Raw genomic sequence first — 17,998 nt, 5'->3', positions numbered from 1 at the left:
CTTTTTTTTAGTCTTTGTGAATGGAATGTTCCTCCTTCGTTTGCTTTTTTCTTAATATATGTGAGTAAACATCCACGCAAAAATCTATTCAACCTCATACTATGTTCATTAGTGGAAAAATAGCATGTCCACCTTCATTTGTATCATTATTTTATATTAGAAGGAATTGTGACTCATTGTCAGGTATATTATAATAGAGGATAATAATTTAAATTTTCTGTTTTTTAAAAAGGAGGAATTGGATGAATGATAAGCCATGGCAAGATATGTATCCAGCTACTATTCCTACGTCACTTGAATACACAGAAAAACCACTGCACTCATTTTTAAAACAATCCGCAGAAGAATTCTCCGATAAGATAGCCATTCACTTTGAAGGAAAAGAGATGACGTATAAGGAACTTTATGAATCAGCTCTTAAATTTTCCGCATACCTACAAGATATTGGGCTCGAAAAGGGAGAGCGGGTGGCCATTATGCTACCAAATAGTCCGCAAGTTGTTATTGGTTTCTTTGGAACGCTTATGGCTGGTGGGGTCGTTGTTCAAACGAACCCGCTTTATACGGAACGAGAGCTTGAGTATCATCTAAACGATTCTGGAGCGACATTTATTTTAACACTGGACATTCTCTTCCCTCGAGTTTCGTCCATTGCCAAAAGAACCGATCTTAAACACATCGTTATAACCACCATCAAAGATTATTTGCCCTTCCCGAAAAATCTTATCTATCCATTTATTCAGAAAAAACAATACGGACTCGTTGTTAAAGTCGAGCATAGCGGCAACCATCATTTATTAAAAGAAATTATGAAAACAAGCGTACCGCAAGAATCAGCCGTAGAAACGGATTTCGAAAATGACATCGCATTATTGCAATATACAGGTGGCACAACTGGCTTTCCGAAGGGAGTCATGTTGACGCATAAAAACTTACTAGCGAACACGGAGATGTGTAAAGCATGGTTGTACAAAGGGGGGCGAGGGAAAGAAAAGGTTCTCGGCATTATCCCATTTTTCCATGTGTATGGGATGACCACAGTCATGCTTTTGTCCGTTGTACAAGGCTATCAAATGATTTTAATGCCCAATTTTAATGCTGAAAAAACGCTCAAAACGATTCACAAAGAAAAGCCGACCACGTTTCCTGGAGCACCCACCATTTATATTGGCTTGTTGAACCATCCTGATATCGGAAAGTATGATTTATCTTCGATTGATGCATGTATTAGTGGATCGGCTGCTTTGCCCGTAGAAATCCAAGAGCAGTTCGAACGGGTCACAGGTGGAAAATTAGTAGAAGGCTATGGCTTATCAGAAGCTTCACCTGTTACACATGCCAATCTAATCTGGGATGAACCCCGTGTTAAAGGGAGCATTGGATTGCCATGGCCGGATACAGATGCTGCGATTCTTTCTTTGGAAACAGGAGAGCCTGTGCCAGTAGGGGAAATCGGTGAAATTTCCATTAAAGGTCCTCAAGTGATGAAAGGCTATTGGAACCGACCAGAAGAAACAGAAGCAACATTCAGAAATGGTTGGCTTCTTACAGGCGATCTTGGATATATGGATGAAAAGGGTTATTTTTATGTAGTTGACCGGAAAAAAGATGTCATTATTGCTGGTGGCTTTAATATTTATCCGCGTGAAATTGAAGAAGTGTTATATGAGCATGAAGATATTCAAGAACTTGTTGTCGCAGGTGTCCCTGATCCATATCGTGGTGAAACCGTGAAGGCTTATATCGTCTTGAAAGAAGGAGCTTCGGTTACGGATGAGGAGTTAGATGAATTCGCAAGAAAATATCTCGCGGCATACAAAGTACCACGCGTATATGAAATCCGCAAAGAACTACCAAAAACAGCAGTAGGAAAAATTTTGCGTCGGGCTCTTATTGAAGAAGAAAAGAAGAAATGGAGTGAAGATGAACATAAGAAAGCCTAATGATTGGCTTCTGTTTAGCCAATGACACAAGTGCAAATATGAATGAAAAATCGAGTGGTCTGACCTCGTACTCAATAATCAGTGTGCAGTGTTTCGTACACTTATCTTATACTGTATTTAGTTGTTGCGGGGTCTGTCCTTTTTCAGTGACAAAAGTAACAGCATGAAGCGGCGTTTGAATGAATATTTCTCCTTGACAGGTAGGGTCATTCACTCTACTATGAAAATATGAATGAATATTCATTCATATCTGAAATGATAAGGAGAAGTTCAGTGAACCGAAATAGACCAAAGTATAAACAAATCATAGATGCTGCTGTTGTTGTAATTGCACAGAATGGCTATCATCAAGCACAAGTTTCAAAAATTGCCAAACAAGCAGGTGTTGCTGACGGTACAATCTACCTTTATTTTAAAAACAAAGAAGACATTTTAATTTCATTATTCTATGAAAAAATGGGTTATTTTGTGGAACAAATTGAAGAGGAAATAAAGGAAACGATGAGTGCGGCGGAGAAATTACTTGTAATGATCAGAAAACATTTTCAAATTCTTGCAAGTGATGCGAACTTGGCCATTGTCACCCAGCTTGAATTACGGCAGTCCAATCTTGAACTCCGAGAGAGGATTAATGATGTGCTACGAGACTATTTACAGATCGTAGACACGATTATCATTGAAGGAAAAGAGAACGGTGAGTTTCTTTCAAATTTGGATGTCAGACTAACAAGGCAGATGATTTTTGGAACAATTGATGAAATGGCTACAACTTGGGTAATGAACGATCAAAAGTATTCCTTGCCAGATCTTGCAGAATCGGTCCATCAACTATTACTTGGCGGTTGTGGCTCTAAAAAGTAGAATTCTTTCGTTTAATAAGAAGCTCGGCACCATACATTTCTATAAGTTTTTTACATAATTATTTATACGTTTAAGGAGGGAATGATCATGGCATTTTTAAACCATTCTATCGAAAATCATGTTGCTCTCGTTACGATTCAAAGAGCTCCTGCGAACGCACTTTCTTCAAGTCTCATCCAGGAAATTTCACAGCTGTTTGATGAGCTGGTAACGAATCAAGCAGTTCGTTGCGTACTGATCTACGGAGAAGGAAGGTTTTTCTCTGCGGGTGCTGATATAAAAGAGTTTACAAGTGTAAGTAGTGGTGAAGCCTTCACGAAACTTTCCAGAAATGGCCAAGAAGTATTTGAGAAAATTGAACGATATCCAAAACCGGTTATTGCTGCTATTCATGGTGCAGCTCTTGGGGGAGGTTTGGAGCTAGCGATGGCTTGTCATATTCGTTTAGTGACAGAAAATTCAAGAATCGGCTTACCAGAGCTACAGCTTGGACTTGTACCTGGCTTTGGTGGCACCCAGCGTCTAACCCGTTATGTGGGAGTTGCAAAGGCTGCTGAAATGCTGTTTACGAGTGAACCGATTACGGGTATTGAGGCTGTTCAATACGGGTTGGCAAACCATGCTTATTCAGATGAAGAGCTTTTGCCTAAAGCGAAGGAATTGGCAGAGAAAGTTGCGCAGAAAAGCCCACTCGCATTGAAAGCGGCGATTGACCTTTTAAACGATGCCAAGCCAGAGAGTTTTTATAAAGGCATTGAAAACGAAGCGAAAAGCTTTGGTAAGATATTTGTTTCTGAAGATGCCAAAGAAGGAATCAGTGCTTTTATTGAAAAAAGAGAGGCTGTTTTTAAAGGCAAGTAATGAAACTTTTCTAATCGGACTTGTTCAAAAAGGCGGATAAAAAATGGGCCGATCTTTTTGAACAACGTCTAAAATAGTCTTAATTTTTAAAAAAATCAGGAGGGATTCCTTTGAATATTTACGTATTACTGAAAAGAACGTTTGATACAGAAGAAAAAATTACTTTAGCAAACGGCAAAATCAATGAAGACGGCGCTGAATTCATTATTAACCCGTATGATGAGTATGCGGTAGAAGAAGCGATCCAAGTGCGCGATGCACAAGGTGGAGAGGTAACAGTTGTTACTGTTGGAAACGAATTCGCTGAAAAGCAGTTGCGTACAGCACTTGCCATGGGCGCTGATAAAGCGGTTTTAATCAATATTGAAGAAGATGTAGCATATGGCGATCAATTCACAACAGCAAAAATTATTAGTGAATATTTAAAGGATAAAGATGCGGATTTAATTATCGCTGGTAATGTAGCGATTGACGGCGGCTCAGGCCAAGTTGGACCCCGAGTTGCTGAACAGTTGAACATTCCTTATATCACGACCATTACTCAGCTTAAAATTGATGGTGTAAATGTAAGCGTTACCCGTGATGTGGAAGGGGACGCAGAAATCATCGAAACGTCTTTGCCATTATTGGTTACGGCCCAGCAAGGCTTGAATGAGCCGCGTTATCCATCCCTTCCAGGTATCATGAAAGCGAAAAAGAAGCCGTTTGAAGAATTAGAATTGGATGATTTAGAACTTGAAGAAGGCGATGTAGCAGCAAAAACAAAAACGATTGAAATCTTCCTTCCACCTAAAAAAGAAGCAGGAAAAGTACTGAGTGGTGACCTGAACGAGCAAGTAAAAGAACTCGTACAACTCCTGCGCTCAGAAGCGAAAGTGATTTAGTTTTTAACAGCAAATCAAAACGACGATCCCGATTCAAGCAATAAAGTGAAACTTCCATCAGTGGGGTTTGTTTTCCACTACCGGATAGTTAAACCAGGATAAATGACTTACAGGAGGTTTTTTTAAATGGCTAGAAAAGTCCTTGTATTAGGTGAAGTACGTGAAGGATCTTTGAGAAATGTATCATTTGAAGCAATCGGCGCAGCTAATTTGGTAGCAGATGGCGGTGAGGTAATCGGCGTTTTAGTAGGAGAAAACATACAAACGTTAGGAAATAAATTTATTCAATATGGTGCGGACCGCGTCATTACAGTAGAAGATGCAAAACTTGCTCAATATACGTCTGATGGGTATGCACAAGCAGTTCTTGCAGTCATTGCTGCGGAAAATCCGGAAGGAATTATTTTCGGTCATACAGCTCTTGGCAAAGACCTTGCGCCCAGAATTGCCGGGAAACTGAATTCAGGGCTTATTTCTGATGTCACATCCATTGAAGAAGCAGGCGGAAATCTAGTCTTCACTCGTCCGATCTATTCAGGCAAAGCGTTCGAGAAGAAAATTGTAACAGATGGAGTCATCTTTGCAACGATTCGTCCGAATAACATCGAGCCGTTAGCGAAGGATGAAAGTCGAACCGGTGATGTTTCTTCTCTTCATGTGGAGATTAAAGACCTTCGTGCTATTATCAAAGATGTAGTAAGAAAAGCAACAGACGGAGTGGATCTTTCAGAAGCGAAAGTAGTCATTGCCGGTGGACGGGGAGTAAAAAGTGAAGAAGGTTTCACGCCATTGAAGGAACTTGCTCAAGTTCTTGGCGGAGCTGTCGGTGCTTCCCGAGGTGCATGTGATGCAGACTATTGTGATTATTCCCTTCAAATTGGGCAAACAGGGAAAGTGGTCACACCTGATCTTTATATCGCATGCGGTATCTCTGGGGCGATCCAACATTTAGCGGGCATGTCCAACTCTAAAGTGATCGTCGCGATCAACAAAGACCCTGAAGCAAACATCTTCAAGATTGCTGATTACGGTATTGTCGGCGATTTATTTGAAGTCGTTCCATTACTTATTGAAGAATGTAAGAAACTTAAACTAAACGTCTAAAGGGTCTGACCCTTCCGTTGAAAGACATTTGCTCATCAAGCAGATGTCTTGATTTTTGCAATCAGATGATGCTATTTTAAGAATTAATCCCGCATTAACGGGCAGTAAAAACCATCTCAAGGCTTAGGTGAATAGAAGACGCATACGTGGGGATAACTGCCCGTAAATGCCCGATTGGTTCAACTAACAATCGGTGGGGATGAAGAAAACTCCCCACTGATTGAAGTTTCACTTTATACGAATCATATTGCGAATAGATACGTAAGTTAAGGGTATCTTAGCAATGAAGCAAAATAATAGTAAGCATCCCATTATCAATGGTATACTGGTTTTAGAAATATAGTTTATTAGGAGGCATATATTATGGCAATTGTACACTCGACTGACCAAACATTTACAACAGATACAAACGAAGGTTTAGTTCTTGCCGATTTCTGGGCACCGTGGTGCGGACCTTGTAAAATGATTGCTCCAGTTCTTGAAGAACTTGATGGCGAAATTGGTGACAAAGTGAAAATCGTTAAAGTGGATGTAGACGAAAACCAAGAAACTGCTGGTAAATTCGGCGTAATGAGCATCCCAACTTTAATCGTGTTAAAAGATGGAGAAGTTGTTGACAAAGTGGTTGGCTTCCAACCGAAAGAAGCATTATCAGAACTTCTTGCAAAACACGCTTAATTCTTTTATATTTAAGAAACTTCAAGTCTATGGCTTGGAGTTTTTTCTTTTATACACTTTATGTAGATTGATTGGTTGGGAGGTTGAACATGAATCAGCGAATTAAGGACAAGCTTGCCCTGCTTCCTGATCATCCCGGCTGTTACTTGATGAAAGATCGCCAGGGAACGATTATTTATGTCGGTAAAGCCAAGGTACTGAAAAATCGAGTTCGCTCGTATTTTACTGGCTCGCATGACGGAAAAACGCTTAGACTCGTCAATGAAATTGAAGACTTTGAATATATCGTTACATCATCAAATATTGAAGCACTCATTTTAGAATTAAACTTAATCAAGAAACATGATCCGAAATATAATATTATGCTGAAGGACGATAAAACGTATCCGTTCATCAAGCTGACGAATGAGCGTCATCCGCGCTTAATCATCACCAGAAAAGTGAAAAAAGATAATGGTAAATATTTCGGTCCCTATCCGAATGTCATCGCGGCTAATGAAACGAAAAAGCTCCTTGACCGCATTTATCCGCTTAGAAAGTGTAATACATTGCCTGATCGCGTGTGCTTATACTATCATCTTGGTCAATGTCTCGCACCATGTGTGAAAGAAGTGCCACAGGAAACATACAAAACGATGATGGGTGAAATTACGCGATTTTTAAATGGTGGCTATCAAGAAATTAAAAATGAGTTGTCTGATAAAATGCATGAGGCAGCTGAAGAACTTGATTTTGAACGGGCAAAGGAATATCGAGATCAAATCGCCCATATTGTCGTTACGATGGAAAAGCAAAAAATGATGTCCAATGATTATACAGATCGTGACGTTTTTGGTTTTGCGTATGATAAAGGCTGGATGTGTGTACAAGTATTCTTTGTTCGTCAAGGTAAATTGATTGAACGTGACGTCTCGTTGTTTCCGATATACGATGAACCTGATCAAGAATTGCTAACATATCTGGGGCAATTTTATTCAAAGGCAAATCATTTCAAACCAAAAGAAATTTTTCTACCTGAATCAGTAGATGCACAATTAGCGGAGCAATTATTACAGGTTAAAATTCTTACTCCGAAAATTGGACAAAAGAAAGAATTACTCAATCTTGCTAATAAAAATGCTAGCATTGCGCTGGGAGAAAAATTTGCTTTAATTGACCGGGATGAGGATCGCACGATTAAAGCAGTGGAGAGGCTTGGAGAACAGCTCGGCATTTATACACCGCACAGAATTGAAGCTTTCGATAATTCAAATATTCAAGGAACAAATCCTGTTTCTGCGCTCGTTGTCTTTATCGACGGAAAACCTGAAAAACGAGAATATCGTAAATACAAGATTAAAACGGTTAAAGGACCAGACGATTACGAATCAATGCGTGAGGTAGTTCGTCGCCGCTACTCGAGAGTGTTGAAAGAAGGACTTCCGCTTCCAGATTTAATCATTATTGATGGCGGTAAAGGGCATGTTGAAGCAGTTCGCGATATTTTAGAAAATGAACTCGGTCTAGAAGTCCCGCTCTCAGGCCTTGTAAAAGATGAAAAGCATCGTACATCTGAACTGATGATTGGCAATCCACTTGAGATTATCCCGCTTAACCATAGGAGTCAGGAGTTTTATTTGCTACAACGGATTCAAGATGAGGTGCATCGTTTTGCCATCACTTTTCACCGCCAGCTGCGAGGTAAAAATGCTTTTCAATCTTTGCTTGATGAAATTGAAGGCATCGGCGAGAAACGAAAAAAACTACTTCTAAAACATTTTGGCTCAGTAAAGAAAATGCGTGAAGCAACGGTAGAAGAAGTTCAAGCGGTAGGCATTCCACGATCTGTCGCTCAAGAGCTTGTCAATAAATTGCAAGAATGATCTTGCTGTTCAAAATGGGGTATGCTATACTACAGTTAATTTTTAAAAGTAATGTACGTCTTTAATAAATTTAACTGTCTAGCTACAGCTCCTAGCCCGTCTGAGGTCATAAGGAAACCATCTGATGGAGAGAAAATCGCTCTCCATACAGCTTGTTTGCCTTATGCTCTGCCTGAGGCTGAACAAGGTGCTTATGCTTTTCGTGTGTTGATAGAGGTGCGGGTTTCATTAGTAAAGACTTGGAGAAGGATGAGCTTCTGTGAAAAGTCTTGAAAGGGGAAGTCGCCGAAGCGATCAAGTCTCATAGCTTGATTTTGCTGGTCTGACATTGAATAAATGGCAGATTGTCAGAACAATTTTGTTCTGGAGGGCTATCTCACTGTGATATTCGTATGTATTTACGTTACCACAGCAATGAGATAATTCTCATTGCTTTTTTTGTTTGCAAAAAAACAGCTGGAAAGGGTGTCACAAAGTGGGATTAATCGTGCAGAAATTTGGCGGTACATCAGTAGGAAATATTGAAAAAATAAAGCATGTAGCAACTAGGGTAATAGAAGAAGCGGCTCTTGGGAATGAGGTTGTTGTCGTTGTATCGGCAATGGGCAAAACGACCGACGAGCTCGTTAGAATGGCGAATGAAATCAGTAACACTCCGAGCAAACGGGAAATGGATATGCTGTTATCAACTGGAGAACAGGTCACGATTTCATTTCTTACGATGGCTTTACAAGAACTTGGGTATGACGCGGTTTCTTTTACCGGTTGGCAAGCTGGGATTAAAGCTGAATCGATTCATGGGAATGCAAGAATTTTGGATATTGATACGAATCGGGTCAAAGAACAGCTTTCTGTAGGGAAAATCGTTGTTGTAGCGGGCTTCCAAGGAGTGGATGCGAGCGGTGAAATCATGACATTGGGCCGAGGTGGATCCGATACGACCGCTGTTGCATTAGCGGCAGCTTTAAAAGCAGAACGCTGTGACATTTATACAGATGTTACAGGTGTGTTCACAACAGATCCTCGTTTTGTTAAATCAGCAAGGAAATTACAAGCGATTTCCTATGATGAAATGCTTGAATTGGCGAATCTTGGGGCAGGGGTTCTTCACCCACGTGCAGTAGAGTTTGCGAAGAATTATGGAATACCGCTAGTCGTTCGCTCAAGTATAGAACAGGAACAAGGAACAATCATTGAGGAGGAAGTAACGATGGAAGAGAATTTAATTGTTAGAGGGATTGCATTTGAAGACAGTATTACACGGGTAACCATTTTTGGACTGACTGGAAGGTTAACTTCTTTATCTACCATTTTCACAACCCTTGCCGAGCAGCACTTAAATGTAGACATTATTATCCAAAGCATTACGGATACTGGTACGACGAATCTAACATTCTCGATTAAAGAGGATGACGTAAGTGACGTGTTAACGGTTTTAGAAAGTAATAAAAAAGAATTACAGTTTGAAAGAATTGAAACGGAAAGTAATTTAGCGAAAGTGAGCATCGTCGGTTCGGGAATGGTTTCTAATCCGGGTGTTGCAGCGAAAATGTTTGCGATTCTTGCAGATGCAGGCATCCAAGTGAAAATGGTCAGCACATCTGAAATCAAAGTTTCTACGGTTATCCCAGACAAAGATATGGTTCAGGCTGTTGAAACATTGCATGTGGAATTTCAACTTGATGAAAGAACGGCAGTCAAAGCGTAAAAAATGAGTAGAGGATCGTTAAACCTATGCAAAGCATGGCTAAACGATCCTCTTTATCTACTTATCCCATATTAACGGAAAGTCAATCCCCCCACTTATGGAAGTTTCACTTTATCTACTCAATCGGGTCTTTTAAATCTAATTTTACGAATATCGTAGCTCTGCGGGCGCGACGTTTCGTTTCTTCGGCGCCTTCTGCTGTGAATTTTTTTTGCAAGCTGATTTGTTCAGCAAGAAATCCAGTCTCAAGTTGAAAGTGACATGCGGTGTTCAAATCAAACCGTCTTTCAACCATTATCCCAGTTAATGTCATTTCGATTTCGTCTTTGGATTGCTTGACCAATGTTAAGTCCCCCCAGCCGGCACTAGAGAAAAAGTTAATGATTTCATCTATGTTGTGAAGCGGAAATTTCCTTGCCAACTGTTTTCCAGCCCAGTATAGAACATGGGGAGAATCTTTGCCTAAAATATCATTTAATAGTATTTCTCTAATTAACTCGTAGCCAAAAATCGGGATATGCATTTCAGTGTTGTCAGATAATTCTTGCAGAGCCTGAGCTTCTTTTTCCATTGTATTCCCCACTTTCTATACAACTATTATATACGTTTTGTGAGTTGAAGCATTAATTTTTATAGGAAAATCTAAAATTAAATTGTTGGATAAATGGTGGCTTATGGGATTTTACTTAGGTGAATAAGGTAAAAAACTAGTAAAATATTTCTATTTTGAAAAAAGAAATCTTGTATCCGTTTTCTTGACGCAATTATCAGACAGGGGTAAAATGGACATGTCAGAAGATTGTTAAATAGTTTCATACATTTAGAAAATGCAGGGGTAAGGGAGAATTGATTTTATCTTTGCGAGGGTTTCACAAATTAAGGGGGGGCACTTTGTGGCGCAAAATCGAGAGTTTGGGAATCGTAAGCTTCATTCACTTCTTGGGGTAGTTCCAATTGGACTGTTTTTAATCTTCCATTTAACAGTCAACTATATGGCAACTAAAGGAGCGGATACCTTCAATGCAGCGGTACATTTAATTGAATTCACGCCAATCAAGATTGTCGTTGAATTTGTTGTCATTTATTTACCGTTGATTTTCCATGCTGTTTATGGGATTTACATCGCTTTTACAGCTAAAAACAACTTGGGAAGATTTAACTTTTTCCGTAACTGGATGTTCTTTTTACAAAGGGTATCAGGAATTATAACGTTAATCTTTCTTATTTGGCATGTGTATACGACAAGAATTCAAGCCGCACTTGGCGCTGAAGTGAACTTTGACATGATGGCAACGATTTTTTCAAGCCCATTCATGATTGTTTTTTACATTGTAGGGCTTCTTTCAACTGTTTTCCATTTCGCTAATGGACTTTGGTCATTCTCGGTAAGCTGGGGGTTAACTGTTTCACCTAAATCGCAAAAGATCATGACTTACATAACATTAGTTGTATTCCTAGTCCTTAGCTATATTGGGCTACGTGCAATTTTTGCTTTCGTATAAAAGGTTCGAATAAATCAGAGCAAGCTAACAAGCTTTGAACGGATATGAGGGAGTGAGCAATAATGGGTAAAGGTAAAATTATTGTCGTCGGTGGAGGTCTAGCAGGGCTAATGGCTACGATTAAAGCGGCTGAGCATGGACAACAGGTAGATCTATTCTCGTTAGTTCCTGTTAAACGTTCTCACTCTGTTTGTGCACAAGGTGGCATAAATGGAGCAGTAAATACAAAAGGTGAAGGGGACTCCCCATTGATTCACTTTGATGATACAGTTTACGGTGGCGATTTTTTAGCGAACCAGCCGCCTGTTAAAGCAATGTGTGAAGCAGCACCATCGATTATTCACATGTTCGACCGGATGGGTGTTATGTTCAACCGCACGGCTGAAGGTTTGCTAGATTTCCGTCGTTTCGGCGGTACACAGCATCACCGTACAGCATTTGCTGGGGCGACAACTGGCCAACAATTGCTTTATGCATTGGACGAACAAGTTCGCCGCTATGAGGTAGAAGGACTTGTTACGAAATATGAAGGCTGGGAATTCCTTGGGGCCGTCATTGACGACGAACAAGTGGCCCGCGGGATTGTGGGACAAGACTTGAAAACAATGGAAATCAAAGCATTCCCAGGCGATGCGGTCATCATGGCAAGCGGTGGACCAGGTATCATCTTTGGTAAATCAACGAACTCCATGATCAATACGGGTTCAGCTGCTTCTATTGTTTACCAACAAGGCGCGATTTATTCAAATGGTGAATTCATTCAAATCCATCCGACCGCACTTCCTGGCGATGATAAACTTCGATTAATGTCAGAATCGGCTCGTGGCGAAGGCGGACGTGTTTGGACGTATAAAGACGGGAAACCTTGGTATTTCTTAGAAGAGAAATATCCGGCATATGGAAACCTTGTGCCGCGTGATATTGCCACGCGGGAGATTTTCGATGTGTGCGTAAATATGAAGCTCGGTATTAATGGAGAAAACATGGTTTATCTTGATCTCTCTCATAAAGATCCGAAAGAATTGGATATTAAACTTGGCGGCATCATTGAAATCTATGAAAAATTCATGGGTGAAGATCCACGTAAAGTTCCAATGAAAATCTTCCCTGCTGTTCACTATTCAATGGGTGGATTATGGGTGGATTATGATCAAATGACGAATATTAAAGGCTTGTTTGCAGCAGGTGAGTGTGATTATTCACAGCATGGTGGGAACCGTCTAGGTGCGAACTCCCTTCTTTCCGCGATTTACGGTGGAATGGTAGCTGGACCAAATGCTGTTAAATATATTTCTGGTCTTGAGAAAACAAGTGAATCACTACCATCTTCCTTGTTTGATGGCTATGTGAAGCAAGAACAAGAAAAATGGGATAGCATTATGTCGCTTGATGGAACAGAAAATGCCTACGTTCTTCACAAAGAACTTGGCGAATGGATGACAAATAACGTAACGGTTGTACGTCATAATGATCGATTACAAGCAACAGACGATAAAATTGTCGAATTAATGGAACGGTATAAAAATATCAATATTTTAGATACATCAAAATGGAGCAACCAAGGAGCTTCTTTCACAAGACAATTACAAAACATGCTCCAATTAGCTCGGGTTATTACAATAGGTGCTCTTAATCGTAATGAAAGCCGCGGTGCTCATTACAAACCGGACTTCCCGGAACGTAATGACGATGAATTTATGAAAACGACAATGGCTAAGTTTACTGGTCCGAATTCAGCTCCTGAGTTCTATTACGAAGATATTGATGTTTCGTTAATTGCACCACGGAAACGCGACTATACGACAACTCACTAAAAAGAGGGGGAGAAAAGCATGGCTGAGACAAAGACAAAAACAGTACGGTTTGAAATATCAAGACAAGATACTCCAGATTCAGATCCATATATAGAGGTTTTTGAATTAGACTATCGTCCAAATATGAACGTCATTTCTGCCCTAATGGAAATCCGTCGTAACCCAGTAACGGTTGACGGAAAAACAACAACACCGATTTCTTGGGATATGAACTGTTTAGAAGAAGTTTGTGGTGCTTGTTCAATGGTGATCAATGGCAAGCCAAGGCAGTCTTGTACAGCACTTATCGACCAATTAGAACAACCGATTCGCTTAAGTCCTATGCGCACATTCCCTGTTGTTCGCGACCTACAAGTGGATCGTAGCCGTATGTTTGATTCATTGAAAAAAGTAAAAGCGTGGATCCCAATTGATGGAACGTACAATCTTGGACCAGGTCCTCGTATGCCAGAAAAGAAACGTCAATGGGCGTATGAACTTTCTAAATGTATGACTTGTGGTGTGTGCCTTGAAGCTTGCCCGAACGTAAACAGCTCTTCAGACTTCATTGGACCATCAGCACTTTCACAAGTACGTCTATTCAATGCGCACCCAACGGGCGAAATGAATCGTTCAGATCGCCTTAATGCGATTATGGGAGACGGAGGCTTAGCCAACTGCGGGAATTCACAAAACTGTGTACAATCATGCCCGAAAGGCATCCCGCTTACGACTTCAATCGCTTCCTTGAACCGTGATACAACCCTACAATCGTTCCGTAACTTCTTCGGAAGCGATCAAGTTTAATAAAAATAGTGAAAAAAGAACCCGGAATTGAACTGCCCCGTAAATGTTAGACACCAAACTAACATTTACGGGGTGTTTTATTTATGCGTCGAAATAGGAAAATATGCGTAATAAATTTTTCCAGTTATTTACGATTGGCACTGGGTAGAGAATGGTATAACAAAAAAGAAAGATTTGCGTTGTAGGAGGTAATTGTTTGTTTGATTTTGCAGATGTTACCAAATTCATTTTTTCTTTTTTTCTCATCATGCCGATTGTCACGTTTATTCACTTAAGCGGTCACCTATTTTGTGCTGCGATATTTGGAGGTACAGGGAAAAAGCTTACACTCGGTTGCGGGAATAAATTATTTTCAATTTTGAAAATGGATATAAAAAAATACTACTTTTGGAATGGACACTGCGAGTTCGATAAATTACAAGTCGATCACCCATTTAAAAGTGTGATGATTTATTTAGGAGGAGCGCTGTTCAATCTATTCAGCATATTTATTATTAATGGACTCATATTTTTGGACGTATTAAATAATTCTATTTTTTGGTACCAATTCATTTATTTCTCTTTCTATATCATGTTTTTTTCACTTTTTCCGATGTATTTTTCCGATGGATCACCTAGTGATGGACAGGCAGCTTTACTTTCTTTAAAAAAACAAGAGAAGGATATCGTTACAGGTGACGTTATAATAAAGAAAAAGAAGGCTGATTCTAAAAACGCAAAACCTTTAGAAGAAGATGATGATGTAATCTAGCTTTTTTGGATTATTAAAGTAATAGGCTTTTTAAATAGATGATTTATCAGTAGAATAAATGAATAACCATTCATAAATAACATTCATGTGCGTCTGCTCCCAACCTAACGATGAAAATTAAATTCTATCATATTATGAAGGTGGCGGTACGGAGCTGATGTTGCGAAGCTCCGTCCCTTTTCCACAGAAAGGAGCGAATAGAATGAGCAGAATATCATATATCGATAATATGGAAGAATGGGCTTCATCCTTTCAATTTAAACACCCGGTTAAAATCCGTTTTTCGGAAACGGATATGTTCGGACATGTAAATAATACTGTTCCGTTTACATATTTTGAAGAAGCAAGGATTGAATATTTTAAGAGCATTGGTTTTATGCAGAATTGGTTGCACGAAGGGAGAGATAGAATCCCTGTTGTCGCCGATCTACAATGTGACTTTCTTGAGCAATTGTTTTTCGATGATGAAATCTATGTTCACGTCAAAGCAGCCCGAATTGGAAATTCATCTGTTGATATTCATTATATGGGGACGAAGGAAGGAAAAGTGTGCCTTGCAGGTCGTGGAACGATCGTCCAAATTTCAAAGAAGACGGGGAAATCGGTAAAGTGGACCGAGGAAATGAAACGGAAGATGAGAGCGTTTTAGCTAGGGTCTAGGACTATTAAATGATTACTAATGAAAGGGTCAAGACCCCACATTCACAATATACAATTCATACTAAACGAAAGTACCACTAAGAACTGTGTATAGAGTGCGAGATCAGACTCTTATGCTTGTCCTAAAGGGTTTGATCCTTTTGATTATCGATAAAAGTCTTATTAAGCTAACTTTCTTTTCGCGGTTTCTTTTTTCATCCATGGAATTACTTCACGATTGAACCAGTAAATGTCTCTAAGATTCATTCCTCTTGGTGCTTAGGCAGATGCTGGATTAGTAAAGGTAGAAGTGGTGATAAATTCACCGAATGCGCAACCATAATTCCGTTTTGAACCATCTAATTCTCTAATTAAACTAACGCTGATTTCCTTTTGTGAACGTATATAATGTTTAATCTGTACGGCTGTCTTCCCATCTTGAGGATGATAGTAGATCAAATCAAATCCTCCGTCTGCTCCCTGTTTTGTTAATTCAGGCTTATACCCTTTACTTTTATAGTAAAGAAAACATAACCTTTCAACTTCACGCCATGACATTTCGCCAAGGCTCATTTTTAGTATTTTCATGATCAGTTCTTAATAGGTTGTGAGCTGCTTTGTCGACTGTTTTTTTGGTTTTAATTGGTTGTTTATGGTTTTTCTTTTTTATTGATACTGGTAATAACTGATCCATAATGATAGACGAAATCATAGGGAGAATGAAAATAAGTATGTAATAATAAATATCTGCTCTATTCAATAAAAGAATAGTTAAAGTAATAAATCCAACTATTAATCTAACGAGTTGAAGGATGCTGTTTCTCTGCTTCTTATACATGATTTTCTCTCCTGTTCTAATTTCCATTTCACAATAAACAATATGTCTTAGGTATCTAGCTTTTCTTCATTTAGCTACAGCACGCTTCTTAGATTAACTGATTTGAGAAAATGTGTTCGTGAAATTAAAAACTTTAAAGCAACGTTAAATTTTTGTGAATATAGGTAAACGCATCCAAATAAAGTCCAGTATCATTACTCGTCATTTGCAGTCACTGATTCACTTCACAAAGAATAAGATACTTTGATTTCTTGAAACAACTGTGAAGAGTGAAGTTGTGGTGCCAACTGATTTAAAAGGGTATTGTGGGTTCTAAAGTACATATTTGGATCGATAAAACACCCAAGGTCAATTCCGATTAATACAGATTAAAAATCAAAAATTAGGTCAAATAAAAAATATAAAAGAAATTCACTATTCGAGCCTTGAAACAGTCACTCTCCCCCCTCTCTTGTCATACTATAACAAGACTAAATAGACACCCACTCCGGGTTCTTATGCTGGTGAAGGCAAGGAGGGTTACAACACTTGAAGGAGAACGAATTCACTCATAAGCCATTACTCACCAAAAGAGAAAAAGAAGTATTCGAACTATTAGTTCAAGATAAGACAACGAAAGAAATCGCAGGGGAATTGTTTATCAGCGAGAAAACAGTTCGAAACCATATTTCAAATGCGATGCAAAAGCTTGGAGTCAAAGGACGTTCCCAAGCAGTCATTGAACTCCTTCGTATGGGAGAGTTGAAGCTCTAACACATTCTCGATTTCATACGGAGTTGATTGATAAAAGCTTAAAGAGCACCATTTTGTCAAACTGTTAGCAGCGATATTTCTAGCACAATAATGAATGAATACATTCAAGAAGGTGCTCGTTATTGCTGTTAATTTTTTTTGTATGAAGGACATGGGGATGGGGTTTCGCGATTTACTAAAATAGCCAATCTACTTTACAAAAATCCTTACTTTATCCCGCATTAACGGGCAGTAAAACCCCCACCTCAAGGCTTAGAGGAATCGAAGGAGCGTAGGTGGGGGATAACTGCCCGTAAAAGCCCGATTGGTTCAACTAACAATCAGTGAAGGATGAAGAAAACCCCCATTGATTGAAGTTTCACTTTATAAAAAAGTATTTCAAAAACCGGCTCCGCATCGCCATCATTGTGATTAGGCGAGTGTCGCGTGCTTCATAATAGATGACTAATGGTAAATGATGGCGTTTTAATACCATATTTGTTTTGTATGTGAAGAATGGTTCTTGAAATTTCCCTGTTTTTCATAGACAATAAAGACAATAAAGTTTTGTATAAGTGGTTGGGAGCTGTGAGAAATGGATGAAGTAACACATGTTGCGCATGTGGCGAGAATTGAAAAAGAGCTGCGTTATGTTTCGGGTTTGGTTAAGCAAAAGGGCCGGGAAATGTTAAATAATTATAAAATTACACCTCCACAATTTATTGCTCTTCAGTGGTTGTCAGAAGAAGGCGATATGACAATAGGGGAGCTTTCCTCTAAGATGTATTTGGCTTTCAGTACAACGACGGATTTGATTGACCGCATGGAAAAAAATGAGCTTGTCCAACGTGTGAAGGATGAGAAAGATCGTCGAGTGGTAAGAATTCACCTTTTAGAAGAAGGAAAACGGATAATAGATGAGGTAATTAAAAAGCGTCAAGTGTATCTTCAAGACGTTTTAGTGAATTTTTCAAGTGAAGAAATCATAACACTTAAAGAAAATTTAATTAAATTACATCAAGAAATGCGATAAGA

General features: G+C 39.3%; 18 protein-coding genes and 1 riboswitch. Of the genes, 15 read left to right on the top strand and 3 right to left on the bottom strand.

What is annotated here, in order from left to right:
- Positions 1-242: 242 nt before the first annotated feature.
- The 8 genes from AC1MGI_RS20015 to AC1MGI_RS19980 all read left to right on the top strand — a co-directional run bounded on the left by AC1MGI_RS20015 (position 243) and on the right by AC1MGI_RS19980 (position 9,901).
- A complete protein-coding gene (locus tag AC1MGI_RS20015) occupies positions 243-1,943 on the top strand; it encodes an AMP-binding protein (protein WP_480347308.1) in 1,701 nt (566 codons plus the stop codon).
- 273 nt (positions 1,944-2,216) lie between these two features.
- Entirely contained in the window at positions 2,217-2,804 is a 588-nt protein-coding gene (locus tag AC1MGI_RS20010; RefSeq protein WP_480347306.1) for a TetR/AcrR family transcriptional regulator, read from the top strand.
- Positions 2,805-2,891: 87 nt separating this feature from the next.
- On the top strand, positions 2,892-3,665 hold the full coding sequence (locus AC1MGI_RS20005; RefSeq protein WP_480347304.1) for an enoyl-CoA hydratase: 774 nt from the start codon (positions 2,892-2,894) through the stop codon (positions 3,663-3,665).
- Positions 3,666-3,775: 110 nt separating this feature from the next.
- The gene (locus AC1MGI_RS20000; RefSeq protein WP_480347302.1) at positions 3,776-4,549 is read left to right on the top strand and encodes an electron transfer flavoprotein subunit beta/FixA family protein; all 774 of its coding nucleotides are present in this window, start codon (positions 3,776-3,778) and stop codon (positions 4,547-4,549) included.
- Between the two features lie 126 nt (positions 4,550-4,675).
- The gene (locus AC1MGI_RS19995) at positions 4,676-5,653 is read left to right on the top strand and encodes an electron transfer flavoprotein subunit alpha/FixB family protein (protein WP_480347300.1); all 978 of its coding nucleotides are present in this window, start codon (positions 4,676-4,678) and stop codon (positions 5,651-5,653) included.
- Positions 5,654-6,016: 363 nt separating this feature from the next.
- The gene (trxA, locus tag AC1MGI_RS19990; RefSeq protein WP_062176996.1) at positions 6,017-6,331 is read left to right on the top strand and encodes a thioredoxin; all 315 of its coding nucleotides are present in this window, start codon (positions 6,017-6,019) and stop codon (positions 6,329-6,331) included.
- Positions 6,332-6,420: 89 nt separating this feature from the next.
- Positions 6,421-8,193, top strand: a complete 1,773-nt coding sequence (gene uvrC, locus AC1MGI_RS19985) for an excinuclease ABC subunit UvrC (RefSeq protein WP_480347298.1) — start codon at positions 6,421-6,423, stop codon at positions 8,191-8,193.
- Positions 8,194-8,396: 203 nt separating this feature from the next.
- A riboswitch (Lysine riboswitch) is annotated at positions 8,397-8,575 on the top strand.
- A 93-nt stretch (positions 8,576-8,668) separates the two neighbouring features.
- Positions 8,669-9,901 carry an aspartate kinase gene (locus AC1MGI_RS19980; RefSeq protein WP_480347296.1) on the top strand — a complete coding sequence of 411 codons (1,233 nt, stop codon included), beginning with the start codon at positions 8,669-8,671 and terminating at the stop codon, positions 9,899-9,901.
- A gap of 115 nt (positions 9,902-10,016) precedes the next feature.
- On the opposite strand, the gene AC1MGI_RS19975 is transcribed toward AC1MGI_RS19980, so the two are convergent.
- The gene (locus AC1MGI_RS19975; protein WP_480347294.1) at positions 10,017-10,472 is read right to left on the bottom strand and encodes a YslB family protein; all 456 of its coding nucleotides are present in this window, start codon (positions 10,470-10,472) and stop codon (positions 10,017-10,019) included.
- 322 nt (positions 10,473-10,794) lie between these two features.
- Here AC1MGI_RS19975 and AC1MGI_RS19970 point away from each other — a divergent pair, with 322 nt between their 5' ends.
- The 5 genes from AC1MGI_RS19970 to AC1MGI_RS19950 all read left to right on the top strand — a co-directional run bounded on the left by AC1MGI_RS19970 (position 10,795) and on the right by AC1MGI_RS19950 (position 15,403).
- Positions 10,795-11,403 (top strand): succinate dehydrogenase cytochrome b558 subunit, encoded by a 609-nt coding sequence (locus AC1MGI_RS19970; RefSeq protein ID WP_062177008.1) that lies wholly within the window; start codon positions 10,795-10,797, stop codon positions 11,401-11,403.
- A 62-nt stretch (positions 11,404-11,465) separates the two neighbouring features.
- Complete coding sequence (gene sdhA / locus AC1MGI_RS19965) at positions 11,466-13,217, top strand: succinate dehydrogenase flavoprotein subunit (RefSeq protein ID WP_480347292.1); 1,752 nt, start codon at positions 11,466-11,468, stop codon at positions 13,215-13,217.
- Positions 13,218-13,235: 18 nt separating this feature from the next.
- Entirely contained in the window at positions 13,236-14,003 is a 768-nt protein-coding gene (gene sdhB, locus AC1MGI_RS19960; RefSeq protein WP_062177014.1) for a succinate dehydrogenase iron-sulfur subunit, read from the top strand.
- 196 nt (positions 14,004-14,199) lie between these two features.
- Positions 14,200-14,754 (top strand): hypothetical protein, encoded by a 555-nt coding sequence (locus tag AC1MGI_RS19955; protein WP_480347290.1) that lies wholly within the window; start codon positions 14,200-14,202, stop codon positions 14,752-14,754.
- A 202-nt stretch (positions 14,755-14,956) separates the two neighbouring features.
- Positions 14,957-15,403, top strand: coding sequence for an acyl-CoA thioesterase (locus tag AC1MGI_RS19950; RefSeq protein WP_480347288.1), 447 nt, complete (start codon positions 14,957-14,959; stop codon positions 15,401-15,403).
- A 269-nt stretch (positions 15,404-15,672) separates the two neighbouring features.
- Here the strand turns inward: AC1MGI_RS19950 and AC1MGI_RS19945 are convergent, their stop codons facing one another.
- Together AC1MGI_RS19945 and AC1MGI_RS19940 are read right to left on the bottom strand one after the other, a co-directional pair.
- Positions 15,673-15,951 (bottom strand): restriction endonuclease, encoded by a 279-nt coding sequence (locus AC1MGI_RS19945; RefSeq protein ID WP_480347287.1) that lies wholly within the window; start codon positions 15,949-15,951, stop codon positions 15,673-15,675.
- Entirely contained in the window at positions 15,938-16,231 is a 294-nt protein-coding gene (locus AC1MGI_RS19940) for a hypothetical protein (RefSeq protein ID WP_480347286.1), read from the bottom strand. Before AC1MGI_RS19940 ends, AC1MGI_RS19945 begins: the two co-directional genes overlap by 14 nt.
- A 528-nt stretch (positions 16,232-16,759) precedes the next feature.
- Here AC1MGI_RS19940 and AC1MGI_RS19935 point away from each other — a divergent pair.
- Positions 16,760-16,984, top strand: coding sequence for a helix-turn-helix domain-containing protein (locus tag AC1MGI_RS19935; protein ID WP_028392149.1), 225 nt, complete (start codon positions 16,760-16,762; stop codon positions 16,982-16,984).
- Between the two features lie 574 nt (positions 16,985-17,558).
- Complete coding sequence (locus AC1MGI_RS19930; protein ID WP_480347285.1) at positions 17,559-17,996, top strand: MarR family winged helix-turn-helix transcriptional regulator; 438 nt, start codon at positions 17,559-17,561, stop codon at positions 17,994-17,996.
- The last annotated feature ends 2 nt before the right edge of the window (positions 17,997-17,998 follow it).

It is taken from the genome of Peribacillus sp. BM1 (assembly GCF_056679975.1).
The sequence above is the reverse complement of the archived record's forward strand: the minus strand, read 5'-3'. Positions and strand labels throughout refer to the sequence as shown.

Bases quoted from the DNA above. Each gene is read 5' to 3' on its own strand.
- AC1MGI_RS20015 (WP_480347308.1), top strand. From the start codon at position 243: ATGAATGATAAGCCATGGCAAGATATGTATCCAGCTACTATTCCTACG.
- AC1MGI_RS20005 (WP_480347304.1), top strand. From the start codon at position 2,892: ATGGCATTTTTAAACCATTCTATCGAAAATCATGTTGCTCTCGTTACG.
- AC1MGI_RS19995 (WP_480347300.1), top strand. From the start codon at position 4,676: ATGGCTAGAAAAGTCCTTGTATTAGGTGAAGTACGTGAAGGATCTTTG.
- trxA (WP_062176996.1), top strand. From the start codon at position 6,017: ATGGCAATTGTACACTCGACTGACCAAACATTTACAACAGATACAAAC.
- uvrC (WP_480347298.1), top strand. From the start codon at position 6,421: ATGAATCAGCGAATTAAGGACAAGCTTGCCCTGCTTCCTGATCATCCC.
- AC1MGI_RS19975 (WP_480347294.1), bottom strand. From the start codon at position 10,472: ATGGAAAAAGAAGCTCAGGCTCTGCAAGAATTATCTGACAACACTGAA.
- sdhA (WP_480347292.1), top strand. From the start codon at position 11,466: ATGGGTAAAGGTAAAATTATTGTCGTCGGTGGAGGTCTAGCAGGGCTA.
- sdhB (WP_062177014.1), top strand. From the start codon at position 13,236: ATGGCTGAGACAAAGACAAAAACAGTACGGTTTGAAATATCAAGACAA.
- AC1MGI_RS19950 (WP_480347288.1), top strand. From the start codon at position 14,957: ATGAGCAGAATATCATATATCGATAATATGGAAGAATGGGCTTCATCC.
- AC1MGI_RS19945 (WP_480347287.1), bottom strand. From the start codon at position 15,951: ATGTCATGGCGTGAAGTTGAAAGGTTATGTTTTCTTTACTATAAAAGT.
- AC1MGI_RS19940 (WP_480347286.1), bottom strand. From the start codon at position 16,231: ATGTATAAGAAGCAGAGAAACAGCATCCTTCAACTCGTTAGATTAATA.
- AC1MGI_RS19930 (WP_480347285.1), top strand. From the start codon at position 17,559: ATGGATGAAGTAACACATGTTGCGCATGTGGCGAGAATTGAAAAAGAG.